Origin of the sequence: Streptomyces sp. NPDC020681 (assembly GCF_044334895.1) — a bacterium.
GTDB lineage: Bacteria > Actinomycetota > Actinomycetes > Streptomycetales > Streptomycetaceae > Streptomyces.
Window position 1 is genome coordinate 317784 of the sequence record NZ_JBIRTX010000006.1, and the last position, 18942, is coordinate 336725.

At 69.4% G+C, this 18942-nt stretch carries 19 protein-coding genes; 14 read left to right on the forward strand and 5 right to left on the reverse strand.

The annotated features are described in order from the left end of the window. Window positions 1–130: 130 nt before the first annotated feature. The 3 genes from ACH4YL_RS17310 (at window position 131) to argH (ending at window position 4335) form a co-directional block, all read left to right on the forward strand. Window positions 131–1561, forward strand: a complete 1431-nt coding sequence (locus ACH4YL_RS17310; RefSeq protein WP_398508171.1) for an MFS transporter — start codon at window positions 131–133, stop codon at window positions 1559–1561. Between the two features lie 69 nt (window positions 1562–1630). Then, window positions 1631–2824 carry an argininosuccinate synthase gene (locus tag ACH4YL_RS17315; protein WP_398508172.1) on the forward strand — a complete coding sequence of 398 codons (1194 nt, stop codon included), beginning with the start codon at window positions 1631–1633 and terminating at the stop codon, window positions 2822–2824. Window positions 2825–2907: 83 nt separating this feature from the next. Then, window positions 2908–4335, forward strand: a complete 1428-nt coding sequence (argH, locus tag ACH4YL_RS17320; RefSeq protein WP_398508173.1) for an argininosuccinate lyase — start codon at window positions 2908–2910, stop codon at window positions 4333–4335. An 82-nt stretch (window positions 4336–4417) separates the two neighbouring features. On the opposite strand, the gene ACH4YL_RS17325 is transcribed toward argH, so the two are convergent. Together ACH4YL_RS17325 and ACH4YL_RS17330 are read right to left on the reverse strand one after the other, a co-directional pair. Continuing rightward, window positions 4418–6637 (reverse strand): NADP-dependent isocitrate dehydrogenase, encoded by a 2220-nt coding sequence (locus ACH4YL_RS17325; protein ID WP_398508174.1) that lies wholly within the window; start codon window positions 6635–6637, stop codon window positions 4418–4420. 116 nt (window positions 6638–6753) lie between these two features. Continuing rightward, window positions 6754–7260, reverse strand: a complete 507-nt coding sequence (locus tag ACH4YL_RS17330) for an HAD domain-containing protein (RefSeq protein WP_398508175.1) — start codon at window positions 7258–7260, stop codon at window positions 6754–6756. Between the two features lie 85 nt (window positions 7261–7345). Between ACH4YL_RS17330 and ACH4YL_RS17335 the strand changes: the two genes are divergently transcribed. Further along, window positions 7346–7897, forward strand: a complete 552-nt coding sequence (locus ACH4YL_RS17335) for a TetR/AcrR family transcriptional regulator (RefSeq protein ID WP_398508176.1) — start codon at window positions 7346–7348, stop codon at window positions 7895–7897. Next, complete coding sequence (locus ACH4YL_RS17340; RefSeq protein WP_398508177.1) at window positions 7894–9438, forward strand: MFS transporter; 1545 nt, start codon at window positions 7894–7896, stop codon at window positions 9436–9438. Before ACH4YL_RS17335 ends, ACH4YL_RS17340 begins: the two co-directional genes overlap by 4 nt. Window positions 9439–9496: 58 nt before the next feature. Here the strand turns inward: ACH4YL_RS17340 and ACH4YL_RS17345 are convergent, their stop codons facing one another. Next, window positions 9497–10162 (reverse strand): lysophospholipid acyltransferase family protein, encoded by a 666-nt coding sequence (locus ACH4YL_RS17345; RefSeq protein WP_398508178.1) that lies wholly within the window; start codon window positions 10160–10162, stop codon window positions 9497–9499. A 291-nt stretch (window positions 10163–10453) separates the two neighbouring features. Between ACH4YL_RS17345 and ACH4YL_RS17350 the strand changes: the two genes are divergently transcribed. The 4 genes from ACH4YL_RS17350 to ACH4YL_RS17365 all read left to right on the forward strand — a co-directional run bounded on the left by ACH4YL_RS17350 (window position 10454) and on the right by ACH4YL_RS17365 (window position 13538). Continuing rightward, entirely contained in the window at window positions 10454–11617 is a 1164-nt protein-coding gene (locus ACH4YL_RS17350; RefSeq protein ID WP_398508179.1) for a glycerophosphodiester phosphodiesterase, read from the forward strand. 91 nt (window positions 11618–11708) lie between these two features. Then, the gene (locus ACH4YL_RS17355; protein ID WP_398508180.1) at window positions 11709–12242 is read left to right on the forward strand and encodes a sigma-70 family RNA polymerase sigma factor; all 534 of its coding nucleotides are present in this window, start codon (window positions 11709–11711) and stop codon (window positions 12240–12242) included. A gap of 36 nt (window positions 12243–12278) precedes the next feature. After that, entirely contained in the window at window positions 12279–12782 is a 504-nt protein-coding gene (locus ACH4YL_RS17360) for a GNAT family N-acetyltransferase (protein WP_398508181.1), read from the forward strand. Between the two features lie 126 nt (window positions 12783–12908). Beyond that, entirely contained in the window at window positions 12909–13538 is a 630-nt protein-coding gene (locus ACH4YL_RS17365) for a dihydrofolate reductase family protein (RefSeq protein WP_398508182.1), read from the forward strand. Here ACH4YL_RS17365 and ACH4YL_RS17370 read toward each other — a convergent pair. Further along, a complete protein-coding gene (locus tag ACH4YL_RS17370) occupies window positions 13535–13957 on the reverse strand; it encodes a hypothetical protein (protein WP_398508183.1) in 423 nt (140 codons plus the stop codon). The genes ACH4YL_RS17365 and ACH4YL_RS17370 overlap by 4 nt on opposite strands. 2 nt (window positions 13958–13959) lie before the next feature. After that, window positions 13960–14319 (reverse strand): hypothetical protein, encoded by a 360-nt coding sequence (locus ACH4YL_RS17375; RefSeq protein ID WP_398508184.1) that lies wholly within the window; start codon window positions 14317–14319, stop codon window positions 13960–13962. Window positions 14320–14390: 71 nt separating this feature from the next. Here ACH4YL_RS17375 and ACH4YL_RS17380 point away from each other — a divergent pair, with 71 nt between their 5' ends. The 5 genes from ACH4YL_RS17380 (at window position 14391) to ACH4YL_RS17400 (ending at window position 18932) form a co-directional block, all read left to right on the forward strand. Further along, window positions 14391–15038 carry an HAD-IA family hydrolase gene (locus ACH4YL_RS17380; protein ID WP_398508185.1) on the forward strand — a complete coding sequence of 216 codons (648 nt, stop codon included), beginning with the start codon at window positions 14391–14393 and terminating at the stop codon, window positions 15036–15038. Window positions 15039–15349: 311 nt separating this feature from the next. Beyond that, window positions 15350–16450, forward strand: a complete 1101-nt coding sequence (locus ACH4YL_RS17385; RefSeq protein ID WP_398508186.1) for a methionine ABC transporter ATP-binding protein — start codon at window positions 15350–15352, stop codon at window positions 16448–16450. Next, window positions 16447–17202 carry a methionine ABC transporter permease gene (locus ACH4YL_RS17390; RefSeq protein ID WP_398508187.1) on the forward strand — a complete coding sequence of 252 codons (756 nt, stop codon included), beginning with the start codon at window positions 16447–16449 and terminating at the stop codon, window positions 17200–17202. Before ACH4YL_RS17385 ends, ACH4YL_RS17390 begins: the two co-directional genes overlap by 4 nt. Before the next feature lie 51 nt (window positions 17203–17253). Then, the gene (locus ACH4YL_RS17395) at window positions 17254–18087 is read left to right on the forward strand and encodes a MetQ/NlpA family ABC transporter substrate-binding protein (RefSeq protein ID WP_398508188.1); all 834 of its coding nucleotides are present in this window, start codon (window positions 17254–17256) and stop codon (window positions 18085–18087) included. Further along, a complete protein-coding gene (locus tag ACH4YL_RS17400) occupies window positions 18087–18932 on the forward strand; it encodes a MetQ/NlpA family ABC transporter substrate-binding protein (RefSeq protein WP_398508189.1) in 846 nt (281 codons plus the stop codon). Before ACH4YL_RS17395 ends, ACH4YL_RS17400 begins: the two co-directional genes overlap by 1 nt. Window positions 18933–18942: the final 10 nt, after the last annotated feature.

Below are 18942 nucleotides of genomic sequence, written 5' to 3' on the forward strand. Positions count from 1 at the left end.
GCTACTCCTTCGGTACTCGGGTCCGCTCGGACGCCGCCCATCTGAACAGACCGCGAAGCCGTCCGAAACTCATCGCTCACGCATACCCCAATGCCCGACGACTTTCCGGGAGCCCGTGTGTCCGTACGGCATGAACCCTTCACCGCACCCCGATCCCCGCCGCTGGAAGGCGCTGGCGCTGCTCTGCGCCGCGGACTTCATGGTCATCCTCGACGCACAGATCGTCATCCTGGCGCTGCCGTCCATCCAGCGCGAACTCGGCTTCTCAGGAGGCGGCGAGCAGTGGGTCATGAGCGCCTATCTGCTGACCTTCGGCGGACTGCTGCTGCTCGGCGGCCGCTCGGCCGACCTGCTGGGACGCCGCCGTATGTTCATGATCGGCACCGCGCTCTTCCTCTTCTCCTCGCTGCTCTGCGGCTTCGCGTGGACCGGCGGCACGCTGATCGTGGCCCGGGTGCTCCAGGGCGTCTCGGCGGCGATCATGGCGCCGACCGCGCTCTCCATCCTGATGACGACCTTCGACGAGGGAACCGAGCGCAACAAGGCGCTCGGCATCTGGTCGGCCGTCGGCGGAGTGGGGGCCACGGCCGCGCTGCTGGTCGGCGGACCGCTGACGTCCTGGCTCGGCTGGGAGTGGATCTTCTTCATCAATGTTCCGGTGGCGCTCGTCCTGTTCGGGCTGAGCCCCGTGCTCCTGAAGGAGAGCCGCGGCGCGGAGCGCGGACGGAGCTTCGACCTGGCGGGCGCCGTGACGATCACCGCCGCGCTCGCGCTGCTCGTGTACGCCGTCGTCGAGGCGCCGGACATCGGCTGGAGCCGGCCCCGCACGCTGCTTCTGCTCGGCCTGTCCGCCCTGCTGATCGCGGTGTTCGCGCTGGTCGAGTCGCGCTCCCGGGCACCGCTCGCGCCCCTGCGGATCTTCCGCTCGCGCGCTCTCGTCGGCGGCAATCTGGTGCTCCTGCTGCTCGGCATGGCCGCCTGGGGCATGTCCCTCACCGTGTCCGAGTACGCCCAGCAGGTGCTCGGCTACTCCGCCCTGATGTTCGGCCTCAGCTCCGCCGTGATGCCGGTGATGGCGGCCGTCGGCTCGGTCGCCGGACAGGCGGTCGTCACCAGGACCGGGCCCCGGCCGGTCGCGATGGCCGGCATGGCGCTGACCGGGATCGGCTGTCTGCTGCTCGCCCAGGTCTCGGCCGGCGGCAGCTACTTCGAGGACCTGTTCCTCGGACTGCTGGTCTTCGGTCCCGGTCTCGGTGCCGCCTTTGTCGCGGCGTCGGTCGCCTCGCTCGCCGGGGTCGCCGAGCGGGAGGCCGGGCTGGCATCGGGGCTGAACACCGCGTCGTTCCAGATCGGCGGCGCGTTCGGGGTGGCGATCCTGTCCACGGTCGGCATGCCGGGCACCGGGGCGCTGCCGTCGCTCGATGTGCTGACACAGGGCTTCCGTACCGACTTCGCCGCGTCGATCGCCTTCTCGGCGGCGGCCCTGCTGGTGGCCCTGCTCCTGCCCGGCCGGATCCGGCGCGGGCGCGTGGCGGAACCGGCTCTTTCGAAGCTCGAGTGACCGCATTGACGAAACATACGGAGGAGTGCATACTTATTCCATCACCGAATGCACCGTAAGGAGAAACCCGTGACCGAGCGCGTCGTACTCGCCTACTCGGGCGGTCTGGACACCTCCGTCGCCATCGGCTGGATCGCCGAGGAGACGGGCGCCGAGGTCATCGCCGTTGCCGTGGACGTCGGCCAGGGTGGCGAGGACCTGGACGTCATCCGCAAGCGCGCGCTCGCCTGCGGTGCCGTGGAGGCCGAGGTCGCCGACGCGAAGGACGAGTTCGCCGAGGAGTACTGCCTCCCGGCGATCAAGGCCAACGCGCTCTACATGGACCGCTACCCGCTGGTCTCCGCGCTCTCCCGGCCCACGATCGTCAAGCACCTCGTCGCCGCCGCCACCAAGCACAACGCGTCGATCGTGGCCCACGGCTGCACCGGCAAGGGCAACGACCAGGTGCGGTTCGAGGCGGGCATCGTCGCCCTCGCGCCCGAGCTGAAGTGCATCGCCCCGGTCCGTGACTACGCCATGACCCGGGACAAGGCGATCGCCTTCTGCGAGGAGAAGCAGCTCCCGATCGCCACCACCAAGAAGTCGCCGTACTCCATCGACCAGAACGTCTTCGGGCGGGCCGTCGAGACCGGCTTCCTGGAGGACATCTGGAACGGGCCGATCGAGGACATCTACGAGTACACCTCGAACCCGGCGGAGCAGCGCGAGGCCGACGAGGTCGTCATCTCCTTCAAGGAGGGCGTCCCGGTCGCCATCGACGGCAAGCCCGTCAGCGTCCTCCAGGCCATCCAGCAGCTCAACGAGCGGGCCGGCGGGCAGGGCATCGGCCGGATCGACATGGTCGAGGACCGGCTCGTGGGCATCAAGTCCCGTGAGGTGTACGAGGCTCCGGGCGCGATCGCGCTGATCACCGCGCACCAGGAGCTGGAGAACGTCACGGTCGAGCGCGAACTGGCGCGGTACAAGCGGCAGGTCGAGCAGCGCTGGGGCGAGCTGGTCTACGACGGCCTGTGGTTCTCGCCGCTCAAGCGCGCGCTGGACGGCTTCATCAACGAGGCCAACCAGCATGTCTCCGGCGACATCCGGATGACGCTGCACGGCGGCCGCGCCGTCGTCACCGGCCGGAAGTCGGACGAGTCCCTCTACGACTTCAACCTCGCGACCTACGACTCCGGCGACACGTTCGACCAGTCGAAGGCGCAGGGCTTCATCGAACTCTTCGGCCTGTCGTCGAAGATCGCCGCGAAGCGTGACCTCGGCTGATAGGACTCGTAAGACAGCTGCCTCCCCGTTCCTCCGCGGCGGGGAGGCAGTCGCACATCCACCCCTTCTGAGGAGCTTCAGCTGTGAGCAGCAACAACGGTGACGTACGGCTCTGGGGCGGCCGTTTCGCCGACGGTCCCGCCGAGGCGCTGGCCAAGCTGTCCGCGTCGGTCCACTTCGACTGGCGTCTTGCGCCGTACGACATCGCCGGTTCACGAGCCCACGCGCGCGTGCTCCACAAGGCGGGGCTGCTGACCGAGGACGAGCTGACACGGATGCTGGCCGGGCTCGACCGGCTCGAAGCGGATGTCGCCGACGGCTCGTTCGTCGGCACGATCGCCGACGAGGACGTCCACACCGCCCTGGAGCGCGGTCTGCTGGAGCGCCTGGGCCCCGACCTCGGTGGCAAGCTGCGCGCGGGACGGTCGCGGAACGACCAGGTCGCCACGCTCTTCCGGATGTATCTGCGCGACCGCGCACGGATCATCGGCGGCCTGATCGCCGAGCTCCAGGACGCGCTGGTGGGGCTGGCCGAGGCGCACGCGGACGTCGCGATGCCGGGCCGTACGCATCTTCAGCACGCCCAGCCGGTCCTGTTCGCGCATCATGTCCTGGCGCATGTGCAGTCGCTGTCCCGGGACGCCGAACGGCTCCGGCAGTGGGACGAGCGGACCGCGGTCTCTCCGTACGGCTCCGGTGCGCTCGCCGGATCGTCGCTCGGTCTTGACCCGGAGGCGGTCGCGAAGGACCTTGGCTTCGAGCACGGCAGCGCGGGGAACTCGATCGACGGCACGGCGTCGCGGGACTTCGTCGCGGAGTTCGCCTTCATCACCGCGATGATCGGCGTCAACCTGTCGCGGATCGCGGAAGAGATCATCATCTGGAACACGAAGGAGTTCTCCTTCGTGACCCTGCACGACGCGTTCTCCACCGGCTCGTCGATCATGCCGCAGAAGAAGAACCCGGACATCGCCGAGCTGGCGCGCGGCAAGTCGGGCCGGCTGATCGGCAATCTCACCGGCCTGCTCGCCACACTGAAGGCCCTGCCGCTCGCGTACAACCGCGACCTCCAGGAGGACAAGGAGCCGGTCTTCGACTCCTGCGACCAGCTGGAGGTCCTGCTGCCCGCCTTCACCGGCATGATGGCCACGCTCACGGTGAACCGCGAGCGGATGGAGGAGCTGGCGCCCGCGGGTTTCTCGCTCGCGACGGACATCGCGGAGTGGCTGGTCAAGCAGGGCGTGCCGTTCCGGGTGGCGCACGAGGTCGCGGGGGAGTGCGTCAAGGAGTGCGAGCAGCGCGGGATCGAGCTGGACGGGCTGACGGACGACCAGTTCGCGAAGATCTCGCCGCATCTGACGCCCGAGGTCCGCACGGTGCTGAATGTGCCGGGCGCGCTGGCCTCGCGGAACGGACGCGGAGGTACGGCGCCGTCGGCGGTGGCGGTCCAACTGGCCGAGGTCAAGGCGGACTTGGCAGTCCAGCACGCCTGGGCGACGGCCAAGAACTAGGCAGTACAACGAGGCAGTACACGGGATCGCCCCGGCCGGTGACACCGGCCGGGGCGATCCCGTTTGCGCAGAGGCCCCGGCGTCAGCCGAGGATCGCGAGCGCCTGGTTGAACGTCGTCGAAGGACGCATCACGGCCGCGGCCTTGGCCGGGTCGGGCTGGTAGTAGCCGCCGATGTCCGCCGGCGAACCCTGCACCGCGAGCAGCTCGTCGACGATGGTCTGCTCCTTGGCGGTGAGCGTCTCGGCGAGCGGGCCGAACGCCTTGGCCAGGTCCGCGTCGTCGGTCTGCTTGGCCAGCTCCTGGGCCCAGTAGAACGCCAGGTAGAAGTGGCTGCCTCGGTTGTCGATGCCGCCGACGCGACGGGTCGGCGACTTGTCGTTCTCCAGGAACGAGGCGGTCGCGCGGTCGAGCGTGTCGGCGAGGACCTGGGCGCGGGCGTTGCCCGTGGTCTGCGCGAGGTGCTCGAAGCTGGCCGCGAGCGCGAAGAACTCGCCCAGGCTGTCCCAGCGCAGGTAGTTCTCCTTGACCAGCTGCTGCACGTGCTTGGGCGCGGAGCCGCCGGCGCCCGTCTCGAACAGGCCGCCGCCCGCCATCAGCGGCACGACGGACAGCATCTTGGCGCTGGTGCCCAGCTCCAGGATCGGGAACAGGTCGGTCAGGTAGTCACGCAGTACGTTGCCGGTGACCGAGATCGTGTTCAGGCCCTTGCGGATGCGCTCCAGCGAGAACTTCGTCGCCTCGACCGGGGAGAGGATCTTGATCTCCAGGCCCGCGGTGTCGTGCTCCGCCAGGTACGCCTTGACCTTCTCGATGAGCTGCGCGTCGTGCGCGCGGGTCTCGTCCAGCCAGAACACGGCCGGGTCGCCGGTCGCGCGGGCGCGGGTGACGGCGAGCTTGACCCAGTCGCGGATCGGGGCGTCCTTGGACTGGCAGGCACGGAAGATGTCACCGGCGGAGACGGTCTGCTCCAGGACGACGTTGCCGCTCGCGTCGACGAGCCGCACGGTACCCGTGGTCGCGATCTCGAAGGTCTTGTCGTGGCTGCCGTACTCCTCGGCCTTCTGCGCCATCAGACCGACGTTCGGGACCGAGCCCATGGTCGAGGGGTCGAAGGCGCCGTTGGCGCGGCAGTCGTCGATGACGACCTGGTAGACGCCGGAGTAGCTGCTGTCCGGGAGGACGGCCAGCGTGTCGGCCTCCTGGCCGTCCGGGCCCCACATGTGGCCGGAGGTGCGGATCATGGCCGGCATGGAGGCGTCGACGATGACATCGCTCGGCACGTGCAGGTTGGTGATGCCCTTGTCGGAGTCGACCATCGCCAGCTCCGGGCCCTCGGCGAGCTCGGCGTCGATCGACGCCTTGATCTCGGCGCCGTCGGGCAGACCCTCGAGTCCCTTGAGGATCCCGCCGAGCCCGTCGTTCGGGGACAGGCCGGCCGCGGCGAGCGTCTCGCCGTACTTCGCGAACGTCTTCGGGAAGAAGGCGCGCACCACGTGACCGAAGACGATCGGGTCGGAGACCTTCATCATCGTGGCCTTCAGGTGCACGGAGAACAGCACGCCGTCGGCCTTGGCGCGGGCGATCTGCTCGGTGAGGAACTCGCGCAGCGGGGCGACGCGCATGACGGACGCGTCCACGACCTCGCCCGCGAGGACGGGTACGGACTCACGCAGCACGGTGGTCGAGCCGTCGTCACCCGCGAGCTCGATGCGCAGCGAGCCGGCCTCGGAGATCACGGTGGACTTCTCGGTGGAGCGGAAGTCGTCGACGCCCATGGTCGCGACGTTCGTCTTCGACTCGGAGGTCCAGGCGCCCATGCGGTGCGGGTGCTTCTTGGCGTAGTTCTTGACCGAGGCGGGGGCGCGGCGGTCGGAGTTGCCCTCGCGCAGCACGGGGTTGACGGCGCTGCCCTTGACCTTGTCGTAACGGGCGCGGATGTCGCGCTCCTCGTCGGTCTTCGGGTCGTCCGGGTAGGCCGGCAGCGCGTAGCCCTGCTCCTGCAGCTCGGCGATCGCGGCCTTCAGCTGCGGGATCGAGGCCGAGATGTTCGGCAGCTTGATGATGTTCGCGCCGGGGGTCTTGGCGAGCGCGCCGAGCTCGGCGAGCGCGTCCTCGATCCGCTGCCCCTCCTCCAGGAACTCGGGGAAGAGGGCGATGATCCGCCCGGCCAGCGAGATGTCACGGCTCTCCACAGTGACCCCGGCGGTCGAGGCGTACGCCTCGACCACGGGCAAGAACGAATAGGTCGCCAGGGCCGGCGCCTCGTCGGTGTGCGTATAGATGATGGTCGAGTCAGTCACCGGGTGCTCCGCTCCACGTCTGCAACATTGCTCGACATCAAGATATCCCGTACCCGCCCCCCTCTCGACAGGGCCCTGCCCCCGCGGAACTCCGGCCACGACGCCGGTTCCGGTCCTCACAGGGCCGCGGCCCAGTCGCCGAGCGCCTCGAAGTCGGGCCGGAGCAGCCCGATCCGCTCGTCGATGTGCATCAGCAGCGCGGCGTCGAGATGGTGCCGCTCCACCCACTCGCGGTCGCGGACGCTGATGTCGTCGTCGATCCAGGCGAACGGCCGCCCGGCCGCGTACTCGAGGATGTACTGCGTCTTCCAGAAGGTCCCGCGAGGGGCGCTGCCGTGCATCTGGGGCCAGTCGATGAACGGCAGCTCCGGCAGGCCGAGATGAGGGCCTATCCACTCGTTCGCCTCGCCCTTCCAGGTGGTCGCCCAGACGAGTTCGTACGCCTCGGCCAGCGCCAGCAGCTCGACTCCGTGCGCGGGATTGAGCCACACCCGCAGCGGCTTGCCCTCCGTCCAGCCGGACGGCCGCATCCGGTGGGTGCTGTAGCCCTCCGGTCGGCGCTGGGGCTTTGCCGCGTACGGATTGAGCGGGCCGTCGACGTCGATCAGCAGCAGCGGCTTCATGCGCAAAGGATCTCGTCTCCGCGTCGAGCGAGTCGACGCAATATCGAATGAGACATTCATGTCTCACATGGGCTATGGTCGTCTCATGACAGTCGATCGCGACCAGGTGCTGCGCACCGCCGCCGCCCTGCTCTCTCGGAAGTCGACCGCGACCATGGACGAGGTCGCCAAGGCCGCCGGTATCGGGCGGGCCACTCTGCATCGGCACTTCGCCGGGCGGGACGCTCTCGTGCGGGCTCTCGAAGAGCTCGGGATCAGGGAGTTCGACGCCGCCATCGAGGCGGCGCGGCTCGGCGAAGGGGCCGCCGGGGACGCGCTCAGGCGGCTTGTCGCGGAGACCGAGCCGAGCGCCGGGCTGCTCGCCTTTCTCGTCACCGAGAACCAGCTCTTCGAGGGCGAGCAGGTCAACGAGGGCTGGGCCCGCCTCGACGCCCGCGTCGCCGCTCTCTTCCGGCGCGGCCAGGAAGAGGGCGAGTTCCGCATCGACCTCACCCCGGTCTGGCTCACCGAGGCCCTGTACGGGCTCATCGGCACCTGCGCCTGGGCCGTGCAGGACGGCCGTGTCGCGGCCAAGGACTTCCAATTCATGATCACCGAGCTGCTGCTCGGCGGCGCACGACGGAGCGTGGAGAAATGACCAGTACCGACCTACGGGCGACGGCGCAGGAGACCGTACGCGCACCGGGCCGGTGGCTCGCCCTGGCCGTACTCGTACTGGCCGTGCTGCTCGTCGCGGTCGACGCCACCGTGCTCGGCCTCGCGACCCCGTATCTCAGCGAGGACCTCAAGCCGTCCGGCACCCAGCTGCTCTGGATCGGCGACGTCTACTCGTTCGTCATCGCCGGCCTGCTCGTCTCCATGGGCAGCCTCGGCGACCGCATAGGCCGCAAGAAGCTGCTGCTGACCGGCGCGGTCGCGTTCGGCGCGGTCTCCGTGCTCAACGCGTACGCCTCCAGCCCGGAGATGATGATCCTCGCGCGGGCCCTGCTCGGCGTCGCCGGCGCGACCCTGATGCCGTCCACGCTCGCGCTGATCCGCAACATCTTCCACGACCCCAAGGAGCGCAGCCTCGCCGTCGGTATCTGGGGCGCCGCCGCCTCGGCCGGCGCCGCGGTCGGACCCGTCGTCGGAGGCTTTCTGCTGGAGCACTTCTGGTGGGGCTCGGTCTTCCTGATCAACCTGCCGGTGATGGCGCTGCTCGTCGTCGTCGGCATCAAGCTGCTTCCCGAGTCGCGCAATCCCGACCCGGGCCCGTGGGACCTCATCAGCGTCTGCCTCTCGCTGATCGGCATGGTCGCCGTCGTGTACGCCGTGAAGGAGGCGGCGGTCCACGGCCTGCGCTGGGACACCACCGCGGCCGCGGCCATCGGTATCGCCGCGCTGTTCTGGTTCGTACGGCGGCAGTTGACGCTGCCCTCGCCGCTGCTGGACGTACGCCTCTTCCACAACAAGGGCTTCTCCGGCGCGGTGCTGGCCGATCTGCTGACCATCCTCGGGCTCTCCGGCCTGGTCTTCTTCCTCTCGCAGTTCCTGCAAATCGTGCAGGAACGTTCACCCCTGGAGGCGGGCCTGATCGAACTGCCCGCCGCGATAGGCGCGGTCGGCGCCGGACTGCTGGCCGGCTATCTAGCCCGACGGGCCTCCGTACGCAGCGCGGTCTCCGGCGGCCTGACGGCGGTCGGCCTCGCGCTGGCGGCCTGCACCCTGCTGACCGCCGACACCGGCGTCGTGGCTCTGGGCCTCGCGCTGTTCGTCGGCGGAGTCGGCGCGGGCCTCGCCTTCACCGTGACCGCGGACGTCATCCTCTCCAGCGTCCCGAAGGAGCAGGCGGGCGCAGCGTCCGCCGTCTCCGAGACGGCATACGAACTGGGCGCCGCGCTCGGCATCGCACTGCTGGGGTCGGTCGTGACCGGCGTCTACCGGGACTTCACCGTCCCGGCCGGCGTACCGGCCGAGACCGCGGAGGCCGCCCGCGACTCGCTCGGCGGCGCGGTGGAAGCGGCGCACGGACTGCCGCAGGACCAGGGCGCGGCGCTGCTCTCCTCGGCGCAGAACGCCTTCGCCGACGGGTTCCATGTCGCCGGCGCGGTGGGCTCGGCGGTGCTCCTGGCGACGGCGGTCGCCGCCTGGTTCATGCTGCGCGGCCAGCGGCTCGCGGACGGAGTGGAGCACCCGTGACCGCTGCGCGAAGGGCCGGACCCCGTCCCGGGGTCCGGCCCTTCTCACGTCCGGACGGTCAGGCCGCCGCCTTCGCCTTCGTGGCGTACATGTCCACGTACTCCTGGCCCGACAGCTCCATGACCTCCGTCATCACCGAGTCCGTCACGGCCCGCAGCACATAGCGGTCGCGGTCCATGCCGTCGTAGCGCGAGAACTCCATCGGCTCGCCGAAGCGCAGCGTCACCCGGCCCGGCCGCGGCAGACCCGCGCCGCCCGGCTGGAGCTTGTCCGTGCCGATCACCGCGAACGGCACCACCGGCGCGCCGGTCATCAGCGTCAGCCGGGCGATTCCCGTACGGCCCCGGTACAGGCGTCCGTCGGGGGAGCGGGTGCCCTCCGGGTAGATGCCGAAGATCTTGCCCTCCTCCAGCACACGGCGTCCGGTCATCAGCGCGGCCACTCCGCCGTTGGCGCCGTCGCGGTCGACCGGGATCATGCCGCAGCCCGTGAAGAACCAGGCCATCATGCGGCCCTTGATGCCCTTGCCCGTGACGTACTCGTCCTTGCCGATGAAGTAGACCGGCCGCGCGCACACCAGCGGAAGGATCATCGAGTCGATGAACGTGAGGTGGTTGCCCGCCAGGATGACGGGACCGGTGCCCGGAATGTTCTCCGCGCCCTCCACGCGAGGACGGAACATCAGGCGCAGGATCGGTCCTAGTACGGCCTTGATGAGCGACAAGCGGGACAACAGGTCCTCCGGTGTCAGGGACGAGGCGTGGGGGCGGACGGCAGGCGGCGGCCAAACGGTGCTGCGGCGAAGTCTGTGCAGGTGAGGACGATACTCGCGGGTCATGCCTGATCGCACATCGGGTTCACGGAGTGGATACGCAGTGTTGACGTGTGTTTTCACGGCGTTCGTGCAGGGGCTGCCGTATGTAGGGCGTAGTTGCCTAGCATCGAGCGGCACTTGGCGGGTGCCCGACATCACACGCCGGACACCGCTCGCCGTACACCACACGGAGGAACGTCGATGACACAGGACGCGGACAGAAACCCGGGACGCCGGACCGTACTGGGAGCGGCGGTGCTCGGCACGGCCGCGCTCGGCGTGGGCGGTTCCGCGGCGTCGGCCGCGGCCGACGACCGCCACAGCGGCCACGGCGGCCAGGGCACCTCGTACAAGGACCTTCCGTACCCGACGGTCATCGCCCACCGCGGTGCCAGCGGCTACCGGCCCGAGCACACCATCGGCTCGTACCAGCTGGCGCTCGACATGGGCGCGCATGTCATCGAGCAGGACCTGGTGCCGACCAAGGACGGCCACCTCGTATGCCGTCACGAGAACGACATCACGGGTACGACCGACGTCGCCGACCACCCCGAGTTCGCCTCGCGCAAGGCCACCAAGTCCATCGACGGCGTCAGCCTCACCGGCTGGTTCACCGAGGACTTCACGCTCGCCGAGCTGAAGACGCTCCGCACCAAGGAGCGGATCCCGGCCATCCGCCAGGAGAACACCCTGTACGACGGCCGCTGGGCCATCCCTTCCTTCGAGGAGGTGCTGCGCTGGGCCGACAAGGAGGGCCGGCGGCGCGGCCGTCCCGTCTGGCTCCATGTCGAGACCAAGCACCCCACGTACTTCCGCGGGCTCGGCCTCGGGCTCGAAGAGCCGCTCGCGAAGCTGCTGCGCCGCTACGGTCGCGACCGCCGCAACTCCCCGGTCTTCCTGCAGTCGTTCGAGCCGAGCAGCATCCAGCGGCTGGCGAAGCTCGTCTCCTCACCGGGCGTCGTGCTGCTGTCCGGCGCGAGCACGCGCCCCTGGGACTTCGTCGTGTCGGGCGACCCGCGCACGGTCGCTGATCTCGTCAAGCCCGAGGGCCTGAAGTGGATCGCCTCGTACGCACAGGGCATCGGCCCCACGCTCGACCTGATCATCCCGAAGGACGCGAGCGGCAAGCTGACCACGCCGACCACGCTGGTGCGGGACGCGCACGCCAAGGGCCTGATCCTGCACCCGTACACGATGCGGAACGAGAACGTCTTCCTGCCCGCCGACTTCCGGCGCGGCACCGACCCGAACGCGTACGGAGACGTGTTCGGGGCCTTCAAGGTCTACTTCGAGACCGGCATCGACGGGATCTTCACGGACAACGCGGACACCGGGCTGCTCGCGGCCGCCGACTTCCGCCGCTGACCTGATGGGCGCCCCGGTACGCGCCCGCCCGTACGGGTGACTGTGCCGTGGCGCGGCAACCGCCGCCGCGCCACGGCACGTCCCGCCGGGCATGACGCTTCTCGAACCGAGCCCCGCACATCTGGTCAGCGCGCTGCGCCCGTTGGTGAGTGCCGAGGCGACGGCCGAGGCGCCCGGAGCGGCCATGGACGCGGGCGATCTGGAACAGGCCGTCTGGGTTCGGCTGCTGGAACAGCTCGACGGATCAGGACCACCGCCCGACGCGGCGCGCTGGGTCAAGTCCGCGGTGCGTGCCGAAGCCCGCCGCGCCCGGCGGCGAGCGGCGCGTGAACGCCCGTACGGCCCGGAGCCCTCGGCCGACCCGGCCGGCAGCCCCGAACGGACCGCGCTCCGGTCCGAACGGCGTCGCGCGCTGCGTGCCGCGGTGGCCCGCACACCGGGCAACTGCCCCAAACTCCTGACTGCGATGTTGTCGCCGGAAGACCCCACCTACCGGGAAATCGCAGGAGAGTTGGGTATCTCACAAGGAAGTCTGGGACCGATGCGTTCCCGTTGCCTGGGATGTCTGCGCAGAATGCTGGCGGCAGAGGTTGCGGCTCCTGAACATGGGGGAAAGGAGCGGTAGACAACCGGCGGACAGGTGAGCGGGAGGCATGCGCACATGGGCATGAGCGTGACCATCTCAGCGGCAAGAGCACAGGACGCGGAGCAGATCCTCAAGCTGCAGTATCTGTGCTACCAGACCGAGGCCGAGCTCTACGGCGACTACGGCATCGAGCCACTCACCCAGTCACTGGACGATCTGCGCGCCGAACTCGCCCAGGGCCACGCACTGGTGGCCAGGCTCGGCGACGAGGTGGTGGCGTCCGTACGCGGCAAGATCGACGAGGACGGCACGGCGCGGATCGCCAAGCTGATCGTGCACCCGCGGATGCAGCGCCACGGCCTCGGCGGCCGGCTGCTCGACGCCATAGAGGAGCGCTTCGCGGCGGAGCCGGCGGCCAAGCGGTTCCAGCTCTTCACCGGTCACCGCAGCGAGTCCAACCTCCGGCTCTACCGAAGCCGCGGCTACGCACCGGTCTCCCGCGAGCAGGTCGGCCCGCGGCTCACGATCGTGACGCTGGAGAAGGAGGCCGCGGCGGGCGCGTACGTGGCGAGCGCATAGTCCGGTCCACGACTGCCCGATCCTGTGCATCCGGTTCCCGCGGGGTGTCGAAACCGTGGGGGTCCCATTCGACGCTTTGATGGGAGGCGCCGCACGGGCGCCTCACTCGGAGCCAGGGAGTGGATCATGACCGGACAGGTTTTCGCGCAGATCTCGGTGTCGCTGGACGGTTTTCTCGCCGGACCCGACGCGGGCGTCGAGCACCCCCTCGGAATCGGCGGCGAACGGCTGCACCAGTGGGCGTTCGGGCTGCGCAGCTGGCGGCAGCGGCAGGGCATTAAGGGCGGGGAGGACAACCGGGACTCCCGTGCCCTGGACGAGCTCTGGGCGCGCACCGGCGCCGTCGTCATGGGGCGGCGGATGTTCGACTCCGGCGAGGTGCCGTGGGGGCCCAACCCGCCTTTCCGTGCGCCGGTGTTCGTGGTCACCAGCCGCGACCGCGAGACCCTTGTGCGCGAGGGCGGGACGAGCTTCGTCTTCGTCACGGACGGGATCGAGAGCGCTCTGGCGCAGGCCCGGGCGGCCGCCGGCGACAAGGACGTCTCGCTGGCCGGCGGCGCCGACGTCATCCAGCAGTTCATCCGGGCCGGGCTGCTCGACGAGCTCGAAGTACATGTCGTACCCGTGCTGATGGGCGCCGGGACCAGGCTCTTCGATCACCTGGGCAGCGAGCCCATCGAGTGGCAGAAGACGGAGGTCGTCGACGCGCCCGAGGCCACGCACATCCGGCTGCGCGCGGTGAAGGCGGCTGGTTAGGCGCGGCGCGAGCGGCGCAGCCAGAGCATTCCGGTGATCGGCAGCAGCACCGGGATGAAGAGATAGCCCATGCCGTACTCCGACCACACCGTGGAGTCGGGGAAGGCGGACGGGTCCAGCACGGTCCACGTTCCGACGATCAGCACGCCCGCGAGCTCGGCGGCGCAGCACACCAGCGCCGCCCTGCGCGCCCTCTCGCCGCCGCGTACCAGGGTGTACGTGATGAACGCGTACACCACCGCCGCGACCGCCGACAGCACATGCGCCAGCGGGGCGCTGCCGAAGTCGGTGAGGATCTGGTAGACCGACCGCGACACCGCGCCGACCGACATCACCCCGTACAGCCAGACCAGCAGCACTCCCGGACCCTGGACCAGCTTGGTCCGCGCCTGCTTCTCTCCCGCGACCGGCTCGGCCATCGTCAGCCTCCCCAGATGTCGTAGAGCCGTACTTCGAGGACCGCGAGGACCACCGCACCGGCGGCGACGGTCGCCGAGCCCCAGCGGGTCCGTTCGGCCAGCGACAGGAATCCGGCCGCCGGGACCGCGGCGAACGCGCCGATCAGATAGGCGACGAAGATCGTCGTGCCCTCGTGCGCCTTCTCGCCGCGCGCCAACTGCACGATTCCGACGACCAGCTGGGCCAGCGCCAGCACCGTCACCACGGCCATGCCGATGAAGTGCCAGTCCTTGGTCGGCTGGTCGCGGAAGGCGGCGAAACCGCACCAGGCGGCGAGGGCGAGCGCGGTCACGGCGACCGCGACCGTCAGGGCGTCAAGCATGGCCCCGAGACTATTACGGCCCAAAAGGCCCGGTGCGGGCGGCCCCGCACCGCCCCGTAGGGTCGACGACCATGAAGCTCCACGCCGAAGCACTGCTTTTCGACAACGACGGAACGCTCGTCTCCTCCATCGAGTCCGTGCACCGCTGCTGGACGCGGTGGGCGCACGAGTACTCGATCACGGCGGAGGACTTCGCCCGGGTCGAACTGCACGGCCGTCCCGCCGCGGAGATAGCCGCCGATCTGCTGCCCGCGCACGTGGTGCCCGAGGCCGTGGCCCGCATCGAGCAGCTCGAGGTCGAGGACGTGGCCGGCGGTGTCGTCCTGCTGCCGGGCACCGCCGAACTCCTCGACCGGCTGCCGGCGGACCGCTGGGCCGTCGTCACCTCGGCCACCCGCCGGCTTGCCGAGGCGCGGCTCGAGGACGTCGGCATCCGGCCCAAGAACCTGGTCGCGGCGGACGACATCACGCGCGGCAAGCCGGACCCGGAGCCTTTCCTGCTCGGTGCGCGCCGGCTCGGCGTCGATCCGGCCCGCTGCGTGGTCTTCGAGGACGCCCCGGCGGGGCTTGCCGCGGGGCGGGCCGCCGGCATGCGAACCGTGGCCTTGGCCACAACTCACGACCCGTCCGAGTTGCTCGCCGATGTGGTTGTCGGCGATCTCTCCGCCGTATCCGTGCAGGTCAAGGACGACGGGCTGGAGATCACCATCGCGGAATGACCGCGTCCGTATTCCGTATCACGACTGTCCGCTATTCGGACATCCGTGATCGCTACATCCGCACGTCTGCTTTACTTGCCGACATGACCACGACGAGCAGCCGCACCCTTGCGACCGAGGCGATCACGACGCCCGGTGCTCGTTGTATGTGTCGAATGTGCTCCTTCTGAGGGCCCCTGCCTGAGCCTCGCGCCCCGAAGTGAGAACCGCAGCCATTGAGTACCTGACGTACCGATGTCCGCTGCCCCGCGCACGTGTTGACGTCCCGCTCCGCTGACCCGGAGCAGCACCGTGCCGCGCTCCGAAGATGAATGCCCCGTGCCCGGCGAGCACCCCGCGCCGCGCACTCGACAGTGACGGAAACCCCTGTGATCACCACTTCCGGCCTGACCAAGGTCTACCGCTCGCGCGGTCGTGAAGTAACTGCCCTGGACGGCGTCGATCTGCATGTCCGCGAAGGCGAGGTGTACGGCGTCATAGGCCAGAGCGGCGCCGGAAAGTCCTCGCTCATCCGCTGCATCAACCTTCTCGAACGCCCCACCTCCGGCACCGTGACCGTGGCGGGCCAGGACCTCACCGCGCTCGCCGGCCGCGGCCCGCGCGCGGGCAAGGAGCTGCGCGAGGCCCGCAGCCACATCGGCATGGTCTTCCAGCACTTCAACCTGCTGTCCTCGCGTTCGGTGCAGGACAACGTCGAACTGCCGCTGGAGATCCTCGGCGTCTCCGGCAAGGAACGCTCCCGCAAGGCGCTCGAACTCCTCGACCTGGTGGGCCTCGCCGACAAGGCCAAGGTCTACCCGAGCCAGCTCTCCGGCGGCCAGAAGCAGCGCGTCGGCATCGCCCGCGCGCTCGCCGGCGACCCGAAGGTGCTGCTCTCCGACGAGGCGACCAGCGCGCTCGACCCCGAGACCACCCGCTCCATCCTCCATCTGCTGCGCGACCTCAACCGTCAGCTCGGCCTGACCGTTCTGCTCATCACGCACGAGATGGACGTCGTCAAGACGATCTGCGACTCCGCCGCCCTGATGGAGAACGGAAAGATCGTCGAGTCCGGCACGGTCAGCGAGCTGCTCGCGACGCCGGGCTCCGAGCTGGCCGAGGCGCTCTTCCCGGTCAGCGGCGAGGCCTCCGGCATCGACCGCACGGTCGTCGACGTCACCTTCCACGGCGAGGCGGCGACGCAGCCGGTGATCTCGCAGCTGTCGCGCACGTACAACATCGACATCTCGATCCTCGGCGCCGCGATGGACACCGTCGCCGGCAAGCAGGTCGGCCGGATGCGCATCGAACTGCCCGGCCGGTTCGAGGAGAACGTGGTGCCGATCGGCTTCCTGCGCGAGCAGGGACTCCAGGTCGACGTGGCCGCCGAGGAAGCCGACGCGGCCGAGCTTGTGAAGGACGGTGCCAAGTGACCTGGTCCGAGATGCAGCCCCTGCTCGAACAGGCCTGTTGGGACACCCTCTACATGGTGGGCTGGTCCACGGTCATCGCGATCGTGGGCGGACTCCCGCTGGGCGTCGTCCTGGTGCTCACCGACCGCGGCGGTCTGCTCGGCAACGCGCTGCTGAACAAGGTGATCGGCCAGATCGTCAATGTCACCCGGTCGATGCCGTTCATCATCCTCATGGTCGCGCTGATGCCGTTCACCAAGGCGCTCACCGGCACCACCATCGGCCGCGAAGGCGCGATCGTGCCGCTCGCGATCGGCGCGATCCCCTTCTTCGCCCGGCTCGTCGAGACCGCCGTACGCGAGGTCGACGGCGGGCTCGTCGAGGCCGTGCAGTCGATGGGCGGCAGCACCTGGACCGTCGTGCGCAAGGTGTTGGTGCCCGAGTCGCTGCCGTCGCTGATCTCCAGCGCGACCACGACGGTCGTCGCGCTCATCGGCTACTCGGCCATGGCCGGCACGGTCGGCGCCGGCGGGCTCGGCGACATCGCCATCCGCTACGGCTACCAGCGCTTCGAGACCGAAATGATGTGGATCACGGTGGCCATCCTCGCCGTCGTCATCTCGCTCATCCAGTTCGCCGGCGACTATGCCGCGCGCGGACTGCACCAGCGCGGACGCGGCAGCGCCGCGCCGCGGCTGCGGCTCCTCAAGGCCGGCCAACCGGCCACCGCACCTGCCACCGCACCGGCCGCGGAACCCACCAAGGCTTCCTGACCCCCCATGACCCCACCCGGGTCGCACCACCCATGGAGAAAGGCACTTTTCGTGCGTAACACCGCCAAGATCACCACCGCCGTCCTGGCCGCCGGAGCCCTCACCCTCGGGCTCTCCGCATGCGGCTCCGACTCGGGCTCCGGCTCCACGGCCGACGCCGACGCTCCGCTCGTCGTCGCGGCGAGCTCCGTCCCGCACGCCGCGATCCTCGACTACGTCAAGGCGAACCTGGCCGACAAGGAAGGCCTCAAGCTCGAGGTCAAGGAGTTCACCGACTACGTGACGCCGAACACGGCGACCGAGAGCGGCGAGGTGGGTGCCAACTACTTCCAGCACAAGCCGTACCTCGACGACTTCAACAAGAAGAACAACACCCACATCGTGCCGGTGACCACGGTGCACCTGGAGCCGCTCGGCCTGTACTCGAAGTCGGTCAAGAAGGTCGGGGACCTGAAGACTGGTGCGACCGTCGCGCTGCCCAACGACACCACCAACGAGGCGCGTGCGCTCAAGCTCCTCGAAGCCCACGGCGTCATCAAGTTGAAGGCCGGCGCGGGCAACGACGCCACGCCGAAGGACATCGCCGAGAACCCCAAGAAGATCCAGTTCAAGGAGCTCGAGGCGGCCCAGGTGCCGCGCGCGCTGGAGGACGTCGACGCCGCGGTGGTCAACGGCAACTACGCCGTCGAGGCCAAGCTCAGCCCCGCGAAGGACTCGCTGGTCCTCGAGTCCGCCAAGGACAACCCGTACGGCAACTTCCTCGCCGTGAAGGAAGGCAACGAGAGGGACCCGCGCGTGGTGAAGCTGGCGAAGCTGCTGCACTCGCCCGAGGTGAAGAAGTTCATCGAGGACACCTACGACGGCTCCGTCGTCCCGGCGTTCTGATGCGCAGGCACGCGACATCACTCGCCGCCGCGGCACTGGCCCTCGGGCTCGGTCTCGGTCTTACGGCCTGCGGCTCCGGCTCGGGTTCGGGATCCGGTGCGGACGGCGGTGACTCCGGCGCTCTGGTCGTCGGGGCCACCGCGGTTCCGGCCGGCGAGGTCCTCGACTTCATCAAGAAGGACCTGGCCGGGAAGGAAGGCCTCGACCTCGAGGTCAAGGAGTTCACCGACTACGTCCTGCCCAACACCGCGCTCCAGGAAGGGCAACTGGACGCGAACCTGTACCAGAACGTCCCGTTCCTGGAGAACTTCAACAAGACGAAGGGCACCGACCTCGTCTCCGTCGCCGAGGCATATCTGCCTCCGATGGGGGTGTACTCGAAGAAGCTCGACGACCTCGCGGCGCTTCAGGCCGGCGCGACCGTCGCCGTGCCGAACGAGACCACCAACGAGGGCCGGGCGCTGCACCTGCTCGCCTCCAAGGGGCTCATCGAGCTCAAGGAGGGCGCGGGAGTCACCGCGAGCCCGGCGGACATCACGTCCAACCCGAAGCGGATCCGGTTCAAGGAACTCGAGCCGGCGCAGCTTCCGCGGGTGCTCGACGATGTGGACGCGGCGGTCATCAACAGCAACTACGCGCTCGACGCGGGCCTGAGCCCGAAGAAGGACGCCGTACTGCTGGAGTCCGTCGACGGCAACGAGTACACCAACGTCCTCGCCGTGAAGAAGGGCGACGAGGACGACCCGCGGGTCGAGAAGCTGGTGAAACTGCTGCACTCGCCCGAGGTGAGGCAGTTCATCCAGGACAAGTACCAGGGCTCGGTCCTGCCGGTGGCGGCCCACTAGGGCCTGATCC